The following is an 18,465-nucleotide window of genomic DNA, read 5'->3' as shown; positions in this document are numbered from 1 at the left end:
AAGGGGGAATCGCGCATTCGGGCGTTTCAGCGGGGATTGCGGGTGCCGAACCGTCGCGCCCCCTTAGCGCGGCATCAGAACCTGCACGCCGTCCAGCCCGGCCAGATCGGCCCATTCGGTGGTGTAACCGGCATCCAGCTCGGCCAGCCGGTTGCGGACCCAGCCCGGCAGCGCGGCAGCAGGATCGGCCAGCGGGGCGCGCCCGAAGCGCTCGGCAAAGGCATGGGCGACGTGGCGCAGCTGGGCGGTGCTGACCAGCGGCTTGCCGGTCAGGTAGCGCTGCGCCCGCAGGCGGGCCTCGGCGCTGAGACCATTCAGGGCGAAATCCAGCAGACCATTGGGCGGCAACACCGCGTCGGGACCGACAACCTGCCCCAGCACACGCGGCCAGACCGTGCCCAGATCCTCGTGCCGCCATGCCACCAGCGCGGCGCGCGGCAAATGGCGGCGGATCGCGGCACCAAGCCGGGACCACGGCAATGTATCATCGGGGATCAGCGGCAGCAGCGCCTCGGCCGCGCCCGGCTCGTCGGGCAACAGCATCGGGATCACGCCGCTGGCCGTGCGCACGGCCATCAGCACGGTCAGGCGGGTGCGCGGAAACAGTGTGTGAAGCGCATACAGCCTGCGCGACACGTCATGCACATAGAAACCGTCGGCCTGCAGCACATCGGCGGTGGACCCCAGCAGACCCGGCGCGCTGACCACCATGCGCCGCTGCTCGCCCGAGGCCCCAAGCCCGCGCAACAGGGTCTCTTCGCGCTGCTGCGGGTCGGTGTCGCGCCCGGCATCCAGTGCCTCAGAGATCCGGGTGAGAAAAAGGCGCGGCGGCGGGGCGCAGATGCCTTGGGCGTTCAGCGCCCCGCGATTGCCCGCGATCCAGTCGGCGATCTGGCCCCCGTCGGTGCCATGCGCGCCGATATGAAGGACCAGATGCATCAACGGGTCTTTAACCCCGCTCATGATGCCCCGGGCCGATTGCAGCGCGCCCCGGGTTTCTTCGGTGGACAGCTGATCGTTCAACCGGGTGAACTCGGCCACGGCCTCGCGCGGCTGGTCATTGTTGAGATAGGCATAGCCGCGCAGCATCGCCAGATCGCGGCGCAGGGAGCCGCTCAGCTGTTCCAGCGCGGTGAGATAGGCAATCGACTGCGCGAAATCGCCCGAATGATAGGCCCGCACGCCGCGCTGATCCAGAATCGTCGATTCCACCGTCACGCGCTGCTCTTGCGTCAACGGGGTCGAGGCGGCCAGCCGTGCCCCCTCTTCCGTCATGTTCATCGACAGATAGGAAAGGATCATGCCAAAGCGCGAGATCGCGCGGCACATCGCCGCCCAAGGCGCTGCCCGATTGCGAGGCGGCGGTGAACCCGGCCAGCGCCTCGCCGGCGCGGTCGAGGTTATAGGCGCACCACGAGCGCTCGTAGAGCACCTCGATCGAGCGCGGGTTGGCCGACGCGGCAAGGCACCCGGCCCAGTTGCCCTGTTCTTTCAGCCCGCGCACCTGACTGGCGCGGTTGTCGCCGCGCAGCGGCAGACGGCCCGGCGCGGTGGCGACCTGCGGCGCGGCGGGGGCGGCACCGCCCGTGACCACGGGCGCGGCGGCGCTTGGAGCAGCGGCCACCGCAGCGGCCGGAGCGGTCGGAGCCACCGTGCGCGCGGGCGTGCGTGCAGCCCCGCCGCGACCGGCGCGCAACCGCGTTTCCAGCTCGTTCAGGCTGTTGGTGTTGGCCGGTGCGGCCTGACGGGCGACGTCAAACAGCGCGGCCAGTTCTTCCAGCGTGGTGACGTCATTGGCCTTTTCCAGCGTCGGGGTCACTTCGCTGATCCGCGTGCACGACGACACCACACCGCGATAGGTGGTCACGGCGTTGCCGTTCTGGCCCGCCGCCTGATAAAGCTCGGCCAGACGCCACGCATTGTTGATCCGGTCACAGCGCATCAGCGCCGGGGTACGGCGCACGGCGGCGATGGCCGCTGCGGCGTCCCGGCGGGCGTAGGCCTCATCAAAGGCGATCTGCGATTCGCTGGTTTCCAGCACGCGCAGCATCTCGGCATCGGGCGACCAGCCCGGCACACGTGCGCGCGCCTCGTCGATCAGCGCCCGCGCGCCGACATAATCATTGCGCTGGATACGCGCCCAGATCGGCTGCACATCGACCGAGGCGCCGGTGGTCGAGGCCTGCGCGCGCAGGTCGTTCACATCCGTCGGCGGCGTCCAGCGCGGAAAGGCCGAGCGCAGGCGGCGCATTTCGGCCTGTACGGCGCGCTGGTCGTCATGGTCGAGATAATAGATCAGCGCGCGCAGATCCTCGGCACCGGGGGCCTGCGCCAGCGCCGGAGCGGGCATCGCCAAAGTCAGCGCCAGCGCCAGCCCGAAGCTGGCAGCAGACGCGCGAAGGGCGGAGGGGATCAAATCGGGACGCATTCGGGACTCACCTGATTGGCAGCGATCATCGCGAACATTTGCAAGGTCGCCGGGTAATAGGGTTGGGTGGGATCAAACGCGGGCATATCGGAACCGACAGAGCCGGGATTGCCCGTGCAATTGATCAGCGCGGCCAGGGCGCGGTAGCCGGGATCGTTGGACGCCTCGAGCACCGCGCCGGTGCTGGGCTCGATCCGGGTCGGCACCGGGGCGCCGGGCAGGACGGTCTGTTCGTAGACGCGCATCATCTGCGACACGGCCGGATGCGACTTGAGCCCCGACCAGATCAGATACAGCGGAATGCGCATCGCCTCGTACCCGGCGGCGGATGAGAACCCGTCAGCCGGTCCGATCCCGCTGGCGGTTACCTGCAACCAGTCGGGCACCGGGCCGGACACGGCCACCCGCTGCAGGATCGCTTCGGCGTGTTGCGCCACCTGCGCCAGCTCGACAACGCCGGTCGCCGCCGCCAGCTCGCGCAGGGCCAGCGGCATGATGTAGCACGGGTTAAACACTTGCCGGTCGGCATGAACAAAGCCCTGCGCGGCGGGCAGGAAGATCTTCTCGGCGGGATTGGCCATGCTGTCGACAACGCAGCGATCGACCAGCGCCGCAGCGGTGATCTGTGCGCGGCCCAGATAGCTGCGGTCGTCAAACCGCGTCGCGGCGCGCACCATGGCCCAGGCGTAGAACAGATCGCCGTCCGAGGCGTTGTTCAGATCCGGCACCCGGTTGCTTTCTTCGGGCAGATAGCGCCAGGCCAGCAACCCGTCGCCGCGCACGGCAAGGTTCATCTCGCTCCACTCGACGATGCGCGCGAAGGCGTCCAGATCGTTGAACTCAGTCGCCAGCAGCGCCCCGTACCCCTGCCCTTCGGAGTGGCTGGCATTGTGCTGCAGCCCGTCCACGACCCTGCCATCGGCGCGCAGATACGCCGCTTTCCACGCGTCCCACACCGGGGCGGCGCTGACCGACAGATCAGCGGTGGCCAGATAGCCCTGCGCCGAGGCACCGCCAGCCGCGGCAAAAGCCGGTGCAGCACCCAGCAACGTCAGGAAATTGCGACGATTCATTTCTCATGCTCCCGCGTGGCAATCACCAATCTGAGGGCGAAAAGTGCCGAAATAAGGGCGAGGAAAAAGAGGCCGGCCACGTACCGGATCGGCATGGCCGACACGAAATTGCCGACCACATGGCGGACGTTGCCCAGCGTGACGGCCTCCAGCAGCACCGGCTGGCGGTCAGGCGCGACCCAGCTTTGCCAATGGCCGTCCTGATCCAGAACCGAAACCTGACCGCGCGGGCCTTCGGCATTGGTCCGGGCGGCAACGATGGCCGAGGCAATCGCGCTGATGTCCGAATCCGGTGCGCGCACCATCCACAGGTTGTTGGGATGCGTCGCGTCCAGCTGGATCAACACCGCCTGCGCGTGCTGCTGCTCGAGCCATTGCTCCAGCAACATGCCCGACCGCGGCTGCAACCATTGCAGCGCGGTGCTGAACCCGTTCTGGATCCAGTCCCAGCCCCGCGCCAGCGCAGCGGTGCTGTCGGACCGGTCCTGCACGCGCAGCAGCGCATGCGCGGGCTGCTCGGCGGGCGCGCCGGTCAGCGTCGACGGGTAGTCTGTCATTGCCGCCTCAAGCGACCGGCGGCTCAACTGATAGCCCCCCATCGGCACCGAGCCCAGATCATCCAGCGACAACAGCGTCAGCCTGGTGTTCAGCGCCGCCGCATCGCTGCGCTCGCCGCCGCTGAGGGCGGCACGCAGGGTCACCACGTCATTGGCGTCGAACGACCGCGAGGACATCTCGTTCACATGGACGCTGGCCGGGGTCAGACCGGCAAAACCGATCTGCATGTCGGGCAGATACATCGACGGGCTGTAGGGCATCGTCAGGGTCGAGCTTTGGCCAATCGCCAGAAACGGCGTTTCGGTGAACGGGCATGGCATGTCGGGCGGCGAGCCGGGGATCATCGCCTCGAAGCTCACGGTGTTGATGCCCGAGCGCAGATAGCGCGCCTCGAACCGCAGCGGGAACTGCTCGATCAACTGACCGCCCTCGCCGCGCAGCGGCAACAGGCGAATGTTGGTGCCGTTGACATTGACCAGCAGCGCCGCGCCTTCGGGCAGGCCGTCGACATAGATGTAGTCCAGCGCGATCTCGGCCTTGGCGTTGGTCAGCACCACGTAATCGTCGGGCAAGCGAAAGCGCGCATCGATGCGCGCATAGCGGTCGTACACTTCGGTCGTGCGGAAGCCGAACTCCGAAAATGCCACCGGGCGTTGGGTGTCGATCAGGGCCGGCGCGGCGCGTTCGGCGACGCGGGGCAGGATGTTCTCGAACTCGGGCAAGGCACCGGGGCGCGAGATCGGGGACGTATTCCACCACCATCACCTGCGCGCCATCACCTGCCGCGCGAAAGCTCAGCCGGTTGACGGCTGACGGCAGGAAGGTGATGCGCGACGCCGACCGGCCCGTGCTCTGCACGCTCCAATAGGGCGTGAAGCGGAACGGAATCGGGTCGCCCCCCAACGCCGCGCTGATGCGCTGCGTGATGGTCGAAACCCACTCGTCCTGATAGGCACCCAGCCCGTCGGCCCCGCGGATCTCGATGCCCGAACCGGTCGCCGACGCGGCGGCGAGCCCCATCAGGAAGCCCTCTTGCCCCGAAATCCCCTCGGACGACGACAGCACCGCACCCGAATTGGCCAGATCAATGTCCGACCACAGCGCAAAACTGGCCTCGGGGCCGCAATAGATGCGGTGGTACTGCATCAGTTCGATGCGCACGTTGTTTTGTCCGGCCAGCACCACGGCCGCCCCCATCGGGAAGTCAACAGCGCCGAATTCGGTGAAATTCTCCAGCCGCCCCTCGCCCACCAGCGTGTCGTTGACGTACACGCGGTACTGCGAGCGCTCGGGCAGCACGTTGATCGACGACAGCGTCGAGATGCGCATCGCGCGCACCTGATCCGGGCGCGGCACGAACAGCGCGAATTGCAGCGTGCGCCGCTCACCGTCGAAACGGATGGCGCTGCCCGCCGGGCGACCGCGGGCCTCGATCGGGCGCAACGGGCTGACCACAGACGGATCATAGGCCACCGGCTCGACAAAGTTGCCGCGGTGCGCTTCGGCGTCGAAGCGTTCCTCATTCAGGCGGTCAAGATCGCCTTCGGACATACCGCCGCTCAGCGCATCATCGGTGCTGGGCAGCGGGATGATGCCGTCAGACTGGGCAAAAGCCGGGGCGACCCCGACCGGCAAGGCCAGCGCAAGCACGGCCAGCAGGGCGACGCGACGCACCAGCATCAGATCGTCCCCCTTGCAGATCGGGCGAGCGTCCATCCGCGCCGCGCGCCGCATTCTGCGAGATCGCGGCCTGCAACAGAGAGACCGGACGCGACGGTGCCGCAGGATCGAACGCCTCGCCAAAGGCGAGCAGATGCGCCGGCGTTGACTCGTTGATCTCTTCGGTGCGTTCGCGGATCCGGGCGCGCTTTTGGCGGGCCGGTTCGTTCGCAAGGGCGCGCAGCGTGTGGTAAATGCCCTGGAACGACAGCGACAGCACATAGGCCATGCCGCGCACCAGTCCCATCTGCTTGTGACGGCTGGCGCGCACGGCCTCCCACGACGCCGAGTCACCAAAGATCATATGCGCCACGGTTTCGCGCACGACCATCGGCTGATCGGGGTCAAAGCGGACCCCCAGCGCGACGGTTTCACCTTCGCGCGTGACCGACTGAACCTGCGCGCGTACGGCGTTTTCCAGATGCGGCGACTTGGGGAATTCGGGCGTGAAGTAGAACGCCTCGCCCTTGACCGGCAGCGGCGCGGACGAGCCGTCGGCATTGGTCCGCGTACGCAGCACGATCCGGCAACCCGAGGTCGAGGCATCAACCACCGTGGCCGACTGGAACGACGGGTTGTCGACCCCGATGGCCACCGTTGCGGGCACGTTGACCGGCACCCGCGGCACCGACCGGCGCTGCTGACGCTCGGCAACAGCCCGCAGCGCGGCACCGACCAGCAGGAAGTTGTAAACAGCCCAGCCGCCCACAACCATGATGATGTTGTGATCGCCCGGATACATGACCCAACGGACCGCCGCCGCCACGACGCCCAGCAGGGTCAGCGTGAAGATGAACACCATCGGCTTGTAGATCGGCGAGACGAAATCCTCGATCAGAACCTCGTCCTTGGCGGTCACGTTGAACTTGGCGCCGCGCGGGTTCCAGAAGGTCTTGAAGATCGCCGCCGACAGATACGGGGCCTGCGCAGTCTCATAAATCTCGGAGATCAGCGGCCAACGCACTTTGCCGTACAAGGCGTTCTGGATCATAAGGTTAACGACCATGTAGCTGGTCATGTACACAGCGACTTCCTCGATGGTCGCCACGAAGATCTGCAAGCCGAAGAACAGATACATCAGCGGCGCAAGGATGAAGGTCATCCGCACCAGCGGGAACAGCCAGAACGTCATCGAGTTCAGGTAGCACAGCTTTTGCGTGATGCTGAGACCGCCGTATTTCAACGGGTTCTTCAGGATCAGCAACTGCATCATCCCCGTCGCCCAGCGGCCCCGCTGTTCGATGAAGGACACGAAGGTCTCAGGCTGCAGACCGGCGATCATCGCGTGATCGACATACAGCGACTTCCAGCCCCGCGCGTGGATCCCCAGCGCGGTTTCGGCGTCCTCGGTGATGGTATCCCCGGCGAAACCGCCCGCCTCGTCCAGCGCCTTGCGGCGCAGCAAGGCGGCCGAGCCACAAAAGAACGCCCCGCCCCACCGGTCCAGACGCGCGGTGCGACAGGTGATAGAACATCTCGTTCTCGGGCGGGCAATCCTTGCGCAGACCGACGTTGCGGTCGATGGGATCGGGGTTCAGGAAGAAGTGCGGCGTCTGCACCAGAAAAAGCTTGGGGTCTTCGACGAAGTAGCCAATCGTGCGGGCCAGAAAATCGCGGCTGGGGACGTGGTCGGCATCGAAGACGACCACGATCTCGCCGTCCAGTTTTTCCAGCGCCGCCGACATGTTACCGGCTTTGGCGTGCTCATTGCGCGCGCGGGTCGAATACATGACGCCCAGCTCGCTGCACAGCTGGATCAGGTCGCGCCGACGTTTGCGCGATTTGGCCGCCAGTTCGGGGTCATCCGAGTTGCACCGCTGATCGGTGCCGCCATCGTCGCACAGAACCACCGTGCGCTTGTCGACCGGGTAGTGCATGTTCTTGGCCGCCGACAGCGTGACGGCGAGCATCTCGACCGGCTCGTTATAGGACGGCACCAGAATATCGACGGTCGGCAGATCCTTGGCAGCCACCCGCGGCGGCAGTTCGCGCGTGGCGGGGTCCGCGGTCATGAAGGCCGACAGGAAGAACACGCCGATGGCGTAGCTTTCGACGATGAACAGGACAAGTGCCGGAATAAACGAGACAATATCACTGGGCGGCGGCAGCGTTTCGGTGACCCGCCAGGCCCAGTAGCGCATCACCAGCGTCGAGGCGACGGCCATCATGGCAAAGCGCGCGACCATGCTCTGCATGGCCACCGGCTTGAGAACGGCCACCACGATCACCGAGGCAATGCCAAGCGTCGCCTGCACCTGAATGGAGGTCGGCACGCTGACCAGACCCGCGACAAGGACCATCACACCGATCCATAACAACAGGTTGGTCTTGTCGCCAAGCGACAGCGCCCTTGTCCCGATGATCCTCATTGAACGCTTCCCCGCATCACTCGTACATCCCGATAAAGCCTATGAAAATCAATGATCTTATCCACGTGGCGCCGCATGGGGAGACAGCGTGTAAATCGTGCCCTGCGCACCGCCAACACCCATCGCACCGCCGCCCATCGGGGCCAGAGCCTGCTCCAGCGAGCCGTTCACGCAGTTGCGCATGACCACATCCAAGGCCTGCGTGCCGCGCGGCAAGGGGCGCGCGCCGACACCAAGACGGCGCAACACCAGAACGCAGACCCCGCCTGAACCGACGTTCTGGGTTGCGTAAAGATAGGCCCCCAGCGCATCCGTGCCGGTCTGCATGCTGCTGGCCTGGACGGTCTCGAACGGTGCCGGCATGCCGCCGAACCGCGCCGACATCTGGGCGAAATCGAGCCGGTTCAGATCGGCGCTGCCCGAGGTCTGCGCCCGGATATGAATCGCATTGTCGCCACGCATCGCGGTTGCGTTGGGCAGGATGATCCGCTGCTCGATCGCGCCGCCAAGGTTGCGCTCGAACACCACCAGCGCCTCGGGGGCGTTCACCATCGCGCGGTTGGGCGCGACCACAGCAAATTCCACGGTGTTTTCCAGCGTTTCCATGGCCGGGCTGCGGCTGGAGTTGAAGAACCCGTAAACGCCGCCCGCCGCCTGGTTGCCGGCTTGTTCCGAGCAACCGGCCAGCACCGCAACCGATGCCGTCAGAGCCAGAAACGCCCGACCCATGGTCGAGCGTGCCGCGAAAATCCGCTGTGCAACGGACGCAATGGAGCGTTGAGGGACAAGTCCCTGGACTGAATTGATCATGGTGCCTGCTCTGCCGTTTGTGCCGTCGACACCAACAGGCTTCGGGTCAGACGCAGGTTTCAGGACAGAACTGCCCTGATCAACTGCCCGTTTTGACCGAATTTCTGCCACTGCCTCGGTTTTTCTTTGCTGATAACTTTACGAAATTCGTCCGAATCACGCAATCCACTTTCTCAGACTGCGATTCAGACCGGGCATTTCCGTGACATTGCCGGGGCGCGTGGCCACAATTAACCATCCTCGCCCCTATTTTTGGCAACAATAATGCGGTTTTCCAGCGATTATCGCCGAAGCGAGGAAAAGAAGCTGCGCAGCAGCGCGGCGGCCGGTTCTTCGGCAATGCCGTCGTAAACCTCGGGCGCATGATGACATTGAGGATGGGTAAAAACCCGTGGTGCCTGTGCCACGCCACCCGATTTCGGATCGCTCGCCCCGTAATACAGCCGGGCGATCCGCGCGAAACCGATCGCAGCGGCGCACATCGGACAGGGCTCCAGCGTCACCCACAGCGCGTGGCCCGGCAGCCGCTCGCTGCCCGCCGCCGCACAGGCCGCGCGCAGCGCCAGCATCTCGGCATGGGCGCTGGGGTCGCTCAGCTCGCGCGTACGGTTGCCCGCGCGGGCCACCACAACGCCCTGCGGATTGGTGATCACCGCGCCCACCGGCACCTCGCCGCGCGCGGCGGCGGCGCGGGCTTCGTCCAGCGCGATCTCCATCGGCTTGATTGACATGGGGCTCGGGAACGGGTTCATGGGGCCTAGATGCCCGTCCCCGCCCGACCGCGCAAGCCTGCCCGCATGGGTTGGCGCCGCCACACCGGGTTTTCGCGGGAAAACCGCCCGTCCCCCTCCCCTGCCCCGCGTTGCCCTGATGACCAAACCCTCGACCCCGAAACGCCCCAAAGCCACAGCCGTGCCGACCGGCGCCGTCCGTGACGGCGACCGCATCGCCAAAGTGCTGGCCCGGCTGGGCGTCGCCTCGCGCCGCGTCGCCGAGACGATGATCGCCGAGGGCCGCGTCCGCGTGAACGGCGAGGTGATCGACAGCCCCGCCCTGAACGTCACCGCCCGCGACAAGATCATCGTCGATGGCGTGCCCTTGGGTGCCAAAGAGCCGACGCGCGTGTGGCTGTATAACAAGCCGCTGGGTCTGGTGACGTCAGAGCGCGACGAAAAAGGCCGCCGCACGGTCTTTGACGAGCTGCCCGAGGACATGCCGCGCGTGCTCTCCATCGGCCGGCTTGACCTGAACTCGGAAGGTCTGCTGCTGCTCACCAACGACGGCGAGCTCAAGCGCCGGCTCGAACTGCCCTCGACCGGCTGGCTGCGCAAATACCGCGTCCGGGTGAACGGTCGCCCGACCGACGCCACGCTGGCCCCGCTCAAGGCGGGCGTGACCATCGACGGCGAGCGTTTTCAGCCGATGATGGTGTCGATCGACCGCCAGCAGGGCGCGAACGCCTGGCTGAGCGTCGGCATCCGTGAGGGCCGAAACCGCGAGATCCGCCGCGCGCTGGAATCGGTCGGCCTGACCGTCAACCGCCTGATCCGCACCGCGTACGGCCCGTTCCAGCTGGGCGATCTGGCCGATGGCGCGGTCGAGGAACTGCGCCCGCGCGTGCTGCGCGACCAGTTGGGGCTTGGGGCCGATGACGTCGCCTCGGGCCGCGCCGCGCCGTCCAGACCGGCCGATAAACCCGCGCCCGCCGGGGCCAAACCCACGGGCGGGAAACCCGCCGCCGGTAAGCCCGCCGCCGGTAAGCCCACCATCGGCAAGCCCGCCACCAAGCGCCCCGTGCGCCCGGCCAAACCCGGCACGATCGCGCCCGACGAGATGCCCGGGCGCAAATCCTGGGGGGCCAAATCGCACGGCGGTCCGCGCAAGGGGCCGGATGGCGAAACCGTCAAGCCGCGCTCATGGGGCCAGAAATCGGCCAGCCCCAGCGGCAGCAAGGACGGCGCTCCGCCCCGCCGCCCCAAACCACGCGGCTGAGCACCGGCGCGCACCCCATCGGTGCTTTCCAATCCCGCCGGACCTGTCTTATAGTTTCATAAATCTCTCCTATATCGAGGGGACTCTCCCGCTATTGGGGGGCAAGACACACAGCCCCGGCCTTGGGGCACGCGACGGGGAATTGAGACGTGAGCACCACGGGCCTGCAAAAGACCTCCTACCTGCTGTTGGTCGCCTTGATCGTCTACGTCTGGTTCGTGGGGGGCTGAGGCATGGCACGGCGATACGGCGGCGCATACAGCCCCGGTGGCGATCCCCGCTCGGACGAGGAACGCAGCTCGACCGCGGTCAGCACAGGCCCCAAACGCGGCAAGAAGGCCAAGCGCAAGCGGGTGAACCCGGTGGGCGCGCGGGTCAACATCCTGTTTATGCTGCCTTTCCTTTGGGCATTCAGCGCGTTCTTCCGCGATCCCGCCGGACTGGCGCAGCATCTGGGCGTCTTTGCCCTGCTGATGCTCTCGGCCTGGCTGACGCGCGAAGGTGTGATCGCCCAGGACGCTTACGCCCAACGCCGCGTCGCCCGCCGCCCGGCGATCCCGCGCAAGATCTTCGGCTCGGTGGTGATGGGTCTTGGCCTTGGGCTGGCCGGTCTGGGCAGCGCCTATGGCATGGCCGGTCCGGTGATCTTCGGCCTGTTCGGCGCGGGTCTGCATTTCTTCGCCTTCGGCCCCGACCCCTTGCGCGACAAGGGAATGGAGGGGATCGACGAATTCCAGACCGACCGCGTCGCCCGCGCCATCGACACCGCCGAGGCCTATCTGGCCGCGATGTCCGACGCCATGCTGCGCGCCCGCGACCGCACGCTGGAAAGCCGCCTGACCGATTTTCAGTCCCATGTCCGCGAGCTGTTGCGCACGGTCGAGGATGATCCGCAGAACCTGACCGCTGCCCGCCGCTATCTGAGTGTCTACCTTGAAGGCGCGCGCGATGCGACGGTCAAGTTTGTCGAGATTTATGAGCGTGATCGCAACGCCGAGGCGCGCAGCGACTATGTGGCCCTGCTCGACGATCTTGAGCAGAATTTCATGCTGCGCACCGAAACCCTGCGCGACAACGACCGTCAGGCGCTGGATATCGAAATCGACGTGCTGCGCGAGCGGCTGGAACGCGAAGGCCTGCGCCCGCGCATTCCCGGCCCCAACAGCATCCCCGACCCGCAACCCCGTTGACCCCGTTTTCAGCACCTCATCCCTTGAAAGGAAGCCCCGATGTCCGACGAGATCCGCCAGCAGGCCACGCAACTTGCGACCGCCGTTGAAGAAACGGCGCTGACGAGACTGCCCGAGCCGGTCGGCGAGCTTGTCCCGCTGGATCAGGCCGAGGCCCCGGTTGCCGATGCGATCCGCAGCCGGATGAATGAAATCGACATGGCGGAAACCTCGTCGATCATCGGGTTCGGTGCCCGCGCCCAGGTCGAGCTGCAGACCATCAGTCAGGCCATGCTGAACGACGTGCGCAACAAGGATGTCGGCCCCGCCGGTGACAGCCTGCGCCAGATCGTCACCACGATCCGTGGCTTTTCGGTCAGCGAACTCGACACCCGCCGCGAACGCAGCTGGTGGGAGCGTCTGACCGGCAAGGCAGCACCGTTGGCCAATTTCATGGCCCGCTATGAGACCGTGCAGGGCCAGATCGACAAGATCACGGAGAACCTGCTCAGCCATGAGACCGTCCTGCTCAAAGACATCAAGTCGCTGGATGTGCTCTATGAAAAGACCCTCGATTTTTACAACGAGCTGGCACTCTACATCGCCGCTGGTGAAGAAAAGCTGAAGGAACTCGACGCCACCACGATCCCCGCGCAAGAAGCCGTGGTCGAGGCCGCGCCCGAAGATCAGAAGATCATCATGGCGCAGGAGTTGCGCGATCTGCGCGCCGCGCGCGACGATCTGGAGCGCCGGGTGCATGACCTCAAACTGACCCGTCAGGTCACCATGCAGTCGCTGCCCTCGATCCGTCTGGTGCAGGAAAACGACAAGTCGCTGGTCACCAAGATCAACTCGACGCTGGTGAACACCGTGCCGCTGTGGGAGACCCAGCTGGCGCAGGCGCTGACCATCCAACGCTCGCGCGAGGCGGCGGAATCGATCAAGGCGGCCAATGACTTGACCAATGAACTGCTGACCAAGAACGCCGACAACCTGCGCGAAACCAACCGCACGGTGCGCGAGCAGATGGAGCGCGGCGTCTTCGATATCGAGGCCGTCAAGCACGCCAACGATCAGCTGGTCGCGACCATTCAGGACAGCCTGCAGATCGCCGACGAAGGCAAGGCCAAGCGCGCCGCCGCCGAAGAGGAACTGCGCAAGATGGAGATCGAGCTGCGCGATTCGCTGTCGGCTGCCAAGGCGCGCGAAAACGGCGCTCAGGCCTGACGTGCGCATACCGGGCGACCCTTCGGTCCGGTCCCTCGCGGCGCTGGGGTTCAGCGCCGCGCTGACGGCAGGCTGCACCTCGCTCGGCGGGAGTGCGCCCAATCCCATGGCCGCCCCCGCGCCGGCTCGGCCCGCCGAGGTGCTGGCCATCGACCCGCAATCGGCCGACTTGCGGCGCTATTACACCGAGATCGAGACGCAGCGCGTCTCGAACCGGATGTTGCGCACCGATCCGGGCACCAACGACCTGCGGCTGACCGCTGGTCGGCTGGCCGAAACCTATATCGACGTCGCCCTGCGTGACGAGCATTCCGAGCGCGGTGCCGCCTCTGGCCGCTCCAGCGTGCTGCGTCGCTGGGCCGTGCCCGTGCGCTATTCGCTGGAGTTCGGCGCAACCACCGGACGCGCCACCCGCGCTGCGGATTATCAACACGTGCGCGCGCTCGCCGCCCGGCTGGCCGAAGCATCGGACCACCCGATCAGCGTTACGCCGCTGGGCCAGACCGACGGCAATTTCCACGTTCTGATCCTCTCGGAAAGCGAACGCCAAGGTGCTGGCGACCGGCTGCGCGCGCTGATCCCCGGTATTGACGATGGAGCCGTGCGCCTGATCACCGACATGCCGCGCGAGACCTTCTGTCTGGTGCTGGCCTTTGCCCGCGACGGGTCGGCCAATTACACCGAAGCCGTCGCCATCATTCGCGCCGAACACCCCGATCTGACCCGCCTTGCCTGCTATCACGAAGAACTGACCCAAGGGCTGGGACTGGCCGCGGATTCCGACGGTGCGCGGCCGTCGATTTTCAACGATGATCAGGAATTCGCGCTGCTGACCGAACAGGATCTGCTCTTGCTGCGCATCCACTACGACCCGCGCCTGACCCCCGGCATGACCGAGGCCCGGGCCCGCCGAACGATTTTTTCAATTGCCTCCGAGCTTGTGGCGGGTGCAAGTTGACCCCATCTTTTGAATAGATTTCTTAAGGAGTGACCCATGGTATTCAATTTCCTCAAGGGCCAGTTCATCGACGTCATCGAATGGCTGGACGACAGCCGCGATACGCTCGTTTATCGTTTTGAACGCTACGGCAACAACATCATGATGGGCGCCAAGCTGACGGTCCGTGAAGGACAGGCGGCCGTGTTCATCCACGAAGGCCAGATGGCCGACATCTTTGGTCCCGGCCTTTACGAGCTGGAAACCAACAATATGCCGATCATGACGGCCCTGCGCAGCTGGAGCCACGGCTTCAACTCGCCCTTCAAGTCCGAGGTGTACTTCGTCAACACCCGGCGCTTTCCGGGCCTGAAATGGGGCACGCAGAACCCGATCATGCTGCGCGACCCGGAATTCGGCGCGCTGCGCCTGCGGGCCTTTGGCAGCTATACGATCCGCGTGACCGATCCGTCCAAGTTCATGACCGAGATCGTCGGCACGGATGGCGAATTCACCCAGGACGAAATCTCGGGGCAGATCCGCAATATCGTTGTGCAGAAGGTCTCGCAGTCGCTGGCGGCCTCGGGGATTCCGGCGCTGGACATGGCGGCCAACACGCAGGATCTGTCCAAGATCGTCGGCGAGGCGATCGAGCCCACACTGACCGAATACGGCCTGTCGATGCCGGAACTCTACATCGAGAACATCTCGCTGCCGCCCGAGGTCGAGAAGGTGCTCGACCAGCGCTCGTCGATGGGGATCGTGGGCGATCTGAACAAATACACCCAGTTTTCGGCGGCTCAGGCGATGCAGCAGGCGGCCTCGGCTGGTGGCGACAACGCGATGGGTGCCGGAATGGGCATGGGGATGGGCATGGGCATGGCGCAGTCCATGGCCAATGCGATGACGGGCAACAATCAGAGCAACACGCAGCCCGCCGCCGCCGCTCCGCCGCCACCGCCCCCCGCCGCCGCGCAGTTCCACGTTGCGGTGAACGGCCAGACGACCGGGCCCTTCGGCACCGCGCAACTGCAACAGATGCTGGCGCAGGGTCAGCTGACCCGCGACACCATGGTCTGGACGCAGGGCATGGCCGGCTGGGAAAAGGCCGGAGCCGTGCAGGCGCTGGCACAGGTCTTCGCTGCCATGCCGCCGCCGCCGCCCCCGCCCGCCGGGTAACGCGCCATGAGCGACACAAGCCCCCCGCCCCGCCCGTTGCGGGTGATGAACACCGTTTCCCGTGCGAAAATTGCGGCGCCCAGCTGCGGTTTTCGCCGGGTCAGCGGCGGCTCACCTGCCAGTATTGCGGCCACGAGCAGGACATCCCGCATTCCGAGGCCGAGCGCGATGTCGCGCTGGAAACCATGGATCTGCGCGACGCGCTGGCCAATCACCTGCCCGCCGACGCGATCGAGGAACACCGCATCCTCAGTTGCTCGAACTGCGGCGCGCAGGTCGATTTCGACCCCGCCCAGCACGCGGCGCAATGTCCGTTCTGCGGCTCGCCGGTGGTGACCGACACCGGCACCCAACGCCAGATCAAACCCGCCGCCGTCCTGCCCTTCAAACTGGCCGAGCGCGAGGCGCATGATGCGATGAAATCATGGCTGGGGCGGCTGTGGTTCGCCCCCAACAAGCTCAAGGACTACGCCCGCTCGGACGGCTCGCGGCTGGACGGGCTTTATGTGCCCTACTGGTCTTTCGACAGCGACACCCGCTCGCGCTATACCGGCGAACGGGGCGACGCCTATTACGAAACCCGCACGGTGAACCGTAACGGCAAGATGGAAACCGAGCAGGTCCGCAAGATCCGCTGGCACCGCGTGTCGGGCCGGGTCGCGCGGCATTTCCACGATATGCTGATCATGGCCTCGCAATCGCTGCCGCGCAAATATGTCCGCGCGCTCGAGCCGTGGATGCTGGGCGAACTGGCGCCCTATTCGCCGCAGTTCCTGTCCGGGTTCCGCGCCGAGGGGTACACGGTGCAGCTGCCCGATGGCCACGTTCTGGCGGTCGAGCGCATGGACGAGGTGATCCGTCAGGACGTGCGCCGCGACATCGGCGGCGACGAGCAGCGGGTGCATTCGGTCGATACCGAGCATCAGGATGAGCGGTTCAAGCACGTGCTGTTGCCGATCTGGATGGCGGCCTATCGCTATCGCGGTAAATCCTATCGGTTCGTGGTGAATGGCCAGACCGGCAAGGTGCAGGGCGAACGCCCGTGGTCTGCCTGGAAGATCACCGGCGCGGTGATCGTCGCGATCATCGTCGCGGGCGTCATCTTCTACATCACGCAGAACCGCTGATGCGCGCGCTGGTACAACGGGTGACCGAGGCGTCGGTCTCGGTCGACGGGGCGGTGGTCGGGGCCTGCGGGCCGGGGCTGATGATCCTGATCTGCGCGATGCAGGGCGACGGGCCGGACAAGGCCCGCGCGCTGGCCGACAAGATCCTGAAACTGCGCATTTTTCGCGACGAGGCGGGCAAGACCAACCGTTCGCTGGCGGATGTGGGCGGCGGGGCGCTGGTGGTCAGCCAGTTCACGCTGGCGGCGGATACTTCGCGCGGGAACCGGCCGGGGTTTTCCGCCGCTGCGCCGCCGGATGAAGGGCGCGCGCTCTATGAGCTTTTCGCCGACCACCTTGCCGCGCAGGGCGTCGCGGTCGGGCGCGGGGAGTTTGGCGCCGAAATGCAAGTGGCGCTGGTCAATGACGGGCCGATGACGATCTGGCTGGACATGTGACGCAAGGCGGGGGGTGTTTCGCCCTCGTCCCCCGCGCTGACGCGCAGGCTCCTTGGGCGACCCGCCGGGGGCGCTGCCCCCCGGACCCCCCGGGATATTTGGCGAGCAAAGAAAGGCAGCCGTGGGCGCTGGGGTAAACGCAAGGTTACCCAGGCCCTCTAAATCTTTGAAAATATTCAGAAGGCTGCATTGTCCCATCGTGGGACATCGCGCCTTTGCGTCTGTTTCGCTGCCGTGCCATGCTTTGCCCATCAACAGGAGGGCCCGATGGACGACAGTGATTTCACCCGCACCGAATACGACGCCCGGCTCGCCAAGACCCGCGCCGCCATGGCCGAGGCCGGGCTCGACACGCTGATCCTGTCGGACCCGTCGAACATGGCCTGGTTGACCGGCTATGATGGCTGGTCCTTCTATGTCCACCAGGCGGTGATCATCGGCCCCGACGGCCCGCCGCTCTGGTGGGGCCGCAGCATGGACACCGCCGGGGCGCGGCGGACAGTCTGGATGCAGGCCGATCAGATCCACGGCTATGACGACACCTACGTCCAGAACCCGGCCAAGCATCCGATGGAAACGCTCGCCGCCTTGCTGGCCGATCTTGGCTGGGCGAGCGGCCGTGTGGGTGTCGAGATGGACAACTACTATTATTCCGCCAAAGCCCATGACGTGCTGGCGCGGTCACTGTCCCTGAGGGACGCGACCGGGCTGGTCAACTGGCAGCGCGCGGTAAAATCCCCGGCTGAAATCACCCGCCTGCGCCGCGCCGCCCGGATCGTGGAAGCGATGCACCAACGGATCCTCGACATTGCCGAGCCGGGGCTGGCCAAGCACAAGCTGGTCGCTGAAATCCTGCACGCGGGCACGATCGGCGCGGACGGGCACTGGGGCGACTACCCGGCGATCGTACCGATGACTCCGTCCGGCCTGGACGCCACCGCGCCGCATCTGACCTGGGATGACCGGCCAATGCAGCGCGGCGAGGCGCATTTCTTTGAGATCGCCGGGGTATACCGGCGCTATCACTGCCCGCAATCGCGCACCTTGTTCTTCGGCGAGCCGCCATCGACCTACCGTCGGGCAGAAGAAGCGGTGCAGGAGGCGACCGCTGCGGCGCTGGCGGTGGCACGCCCGGGCGCGCTGTGTGAGGACGTCGCCGAAGCCTTCAACAGTACCCTCAACGCGCGCGGGTTTCACAAGGACAGCCGCGTCGGCTATTCCATCGGGCTGAGCTACCCGCCCGATTGGGGCGAGCGCACCCTGTCGCTGCGCCGGGGCGACAAGACCGAACTGCGGCCCGGCATGGTCTTTCATTTCATGCCCGCGCTTTGGCTGGACGATGGCGGGATCGAAATCACCGAGCCGATCCTGATCACCGAAAGCGGCGTCGAGCAGCTTTGCCGCTTGCCAGGGACGCTGTTCGTCAAAGGGTGAGGCGCC

The 18,465-nt window shown here is 66.1% G+C and carries 14 protein-coding genes and 2 pseudogenes; 8 read left to right on the top strand and 8 right to left on the bottom strand.

What is annotated here, in order from left to right:
• Window positions 1–1,057: 1,057 nt before the first annotated feature.
• The 8 genes and pseudogenes from OKW52_RS09965 to OKW52_RS09935 form a co-directional block, all read right to left on the bottom strand.
• Window positions 1,058–2,428, bottom strand: a complete 1,371-nt coding sequence (locus tag OKW52_RS09965; protein WP_264505560.1) for a hypothetical protein — start codon at window positions 2,426–2,428, stop codon at window positions 1,058–1,060.
• Window positions 2,413–3,501, bottom strand: coding sequence for a glycosyl hydrolase family 8 (locus tag OKW52_RS09960; protein WP_264505559.1), 1,089 nt, complete (start codon window positions 3,499–3,501; stop codon window positions 2,413–2,415). Before OKW52_RS09960 ends, OKW52_RS09965 begins: the two co-directional genes overlap by 16 nt.
• On the bottom strand, window positions 3,498–4,781 hold the full coding sequence (locus tag OKW52_RS09955; protein ID WP_264505558.1) for a cellulose biosynthesis cyclic di-GMP-binding regulatory protein BcsB: 1,284 nt from the start codon (window positions 4,779–4,781) through the stop codon (window positions 3,498–3,500). Before OKW52_RS09955 ends, OKW52_RS09960 begins: the two co-directional genes overlap by 4 nt.
• A 409-nt stretch (window positions 4,782–5,190) precedes the next feature.
• A pseudogene (locus OKW52_RS23280) lies at window positions 5,191–5,388 on the bottom strand (hypothetical protein); the annotation flags it as partial.
• A gap of 268 nt (window positions 5,389–5,656) precedes the next feature.
• Window positions 5,657–7,183 (bottom strand): glycosyltransferase family 2 protein, encoded by a 1,527-nt coding sequence (locus OKW52_RS09950; protein WP_264505557.1) that lies wholly within the window; start codon window positions 7,181–7,183, stop codon window positions 5,657–5,659.
• 130 nt (window positions 7,184–7,313) lie between these two features.
• Window positions 7,314–7,688 (bottom strand): annotated as a pseudogene (locus OKW52_RS09945) (glycosyltransferase); the annotation flags it as partial.
• 516 nt (window positions 7,689–8,204) lie between these two features.
• Complete coding sequence (locus OKW52_RS09940; protein ID WP_264505556.1) at window positions 8,205–8,957, bottom strand: hypothetical protein; 753 nt, start codon at window positions 8,955–8,957, stop codon at window positions 8,205–8,207.
• A gap of 281 nt (window positions 8,958–9,238) precedes the next feature.
• The gene (locus OKW52_RS09935; RefSeq protein ID WP_264505555.1) at window positions 9,239–9,688 is read right to left on the bottom strand and encodes a nucleoside deaminase; all 450 of its coding nucleotides are present in this window, start codon (window positions 9,686–9,688) and stop codon (window positions 9,239–9,241) included.
• A gap of 139 nt (window positions 9,689–9,827) precedes the next feature.
• On the opposite strand from OKW52_RS09935, the gene OKW52_RS09930 reads away from it, so the two are divergent.
• The 8 genes from OKW52_RS09930 (at window position 9,828) to OKW52_RS09895 (ending at window position 18,459) form a co-directional block, all read left to right on the top strand.
• Entirely contained in the window at window positions 9,828–10,949 is a 1,122-nt protein-coding gene (locus tag OKW52_RS09930; protein ID WP_264505554.1) for a pseudouridine synthase, read from the top strand.
• 233 nt (window positions 10,950–11,182) lie between these two features.
• A complete protein-coding gene (locus OKW52_RS09925) occupies window positions 11,183–12,139 on the top strand; it encodes a 5-bromo-4-chloroindolyl phosphate hydrolysis family protein (RefSeq protein WP_264505553.1) in 957 nt (318 codons plus the stop codon).
• A gap of 39 nt (window positions 12,140–12,178) precedes the next feature.
• Window positions 12,179–13,345 carry a toxic anion resistance protein gene (locus tag OKW52_RS09920; RefSeq protein WP_264505552.1) on the top strand — a complete coding sequence of 389 codons (1,167 nt, stop codon included), beginning with the start codon at window positions 12,179–12,181 and terminating at the stop codon, window positions 13,343–13,345.
• Window position 13,346: 1 nt separating this feature from the next.
• On the top strand, window positions 13,347–14,303 hold the full coding sequence (locus OKW52_RS09915; RefSeq protein WP_264505551.1) for a DUF2927 domain-containing protein: 957 nt from the start codon (window positions 13,347–13,349) through the stop codon (window positions 14,301–14,303).
• A 36-nt stretch (window positions 14,304–14,339) separates the two neighbouring features.
• Complete coding sequence (locus OKW52_RS09910) at window positions 14,340–15,461, top strand: SPFH domain-containing protein (RefSeq protein WP_264505550.1); 1,122 nt, start codon at window positions 14,340–14,342, stop codon at window positions 15,459–15,461.
• A gap of 185 nt (window positions 15,462–15,646) precedes the next feature.
• The gene (locus OKW52_RS09905) at window positions 15,647–16,588 is read left to right on the top strand and encodes a primosomal protein N' (replication factor Y) - superfamily II helicase (RefSeq protein ID WP_264505549.1); all 942 of its coding nucleotides are present in this window, start codon (window positions 15,647–15,649) and stop codon (window positions 16,586–16,588) included.
• Window positions 16,588–17,025 carry a D-aminoacyl-tRNA deacylase gene (gene dtd, locus OKW52_RS09900; RefSeq protein ID WP_264505548.1) on the top strand — a complete coding sequence of 146 codons (438 nt, stop codon included), beginning with the start codon at window positions 16,588–16,590 and terminating at the stop codon, window positions 17,023–17,025. Before OKW52_RS09905 ends, dtd begins: the two co-directional genes overlap by 1 nt.
• 267 nt (window positions 17,026–17,292) lie before the next feature.
• Window positions 17,293–18,459, top strand: coding sequence for a M24 family metallopeptidase (locus OKW52_RS09895; protein ID WP_264505547.1), 1,167 nt, complete (start codon window positions 17,293–17,295; stop codon window positions 18,457–18,459).
• Window positions 18,460–18,465 lie beyond the last annotated feature (6 nt).

Source organism: Pararhodobacter zhoushanensis, assembly GCF_025949695.1.
Lineage (GTDB): Bacteria > Pseudomonadota > Alphaproteobacteria > Rhodobacterales > Rhodobacteraceae > Pararhodobacter > Pararhodobacter zhoushanensis_A.
Note: the sequence above shows the minus strand (reverse complement) of the source record. Positions and strands in the feature narration are given on the sequence as shown.

Excerpts from the sequence above, each read along its gene's own strand:
- dtd (WP_264505548.1), top strand. The coding sequence starts at position 16,588 with ATGCGCGCGCTGGTACAACGGGTGACCGAGGCGTCGGTCTCGGTCGAC.
- OKW52_RS09940 (WP_264505556.1), bottom strand. The coding sequence starts at position 8,957 with ATGATCAATTCAGTCCAGGGACTTGTCCCTCAACGCTCCATTGCGTCC.
- OKW52_RS09910 (WP_264505550.1), top strand. The coding sequence starts at position 14,340 with ATGGTATTCAATTTCCTCAAGGGCCAGTTCATCGACGTCATCGAATGG.
- OKW52_RS09925 (WP_264505553.1), top strand. The coding sequence starts at position 11,183 with ATGGCACGGCGATACGGCGGCGCATACAGCCCCGGTGGCGATCCCCGC.
- OKW52_RS09930 (WP_264505554.1), top strand. The coding sequence starts at position 9,828 with ATGACCAAACCCTCGACCCCGAAACGCCCCAAAGCCACAGCCGTGCCG.
- OKW52_RS09920 (WP_264505552.1), top strand. The coding sequence starts at position 12,179 with ATGTCCGACGAGATCCGCCAGCAGGCCACGCAACTTGCGACCGCCGTT.
- OKW52_RS09965 (WP_264505560.1), bottom strand. The coding sequence starts at position 2,428 with ATGCGTCCCGATTTGATCCCCTCCGCCCTTCGCGCGTCTGCTGCCAGC.
- OKW52_RS09935 (WP_264505555.1), bottom strand. The coding sequence starts at position 9,688 with ATGTCAATCAAGCCGATGGAGATCGCGCTGGACGAAGCCCGCGCCGCC.
- OKW52_RS09895 (WP_264505547.1), top strand. The coding sequence starts at position 17,293 with ATGGACGACAGTGATTTCACCCGCACCGAATACGACGCCCGGCTCGCC.
- OKW52_RS09905 (WP_264505549.1), top strand. The coding sequence starts at position 15,647 with ATGGATCTGCGCGACGCGCTGGCCAATCACCTGCCCGCCGACGCGATC.
- OKW52_RS09960 (WP_264505559.1), bottom strand. The coding sequence starts at position 3,501 with ATGAATCGTCGCAATTTCCTGACGTTGCTGGGTGCTGCACCGGCTTTT.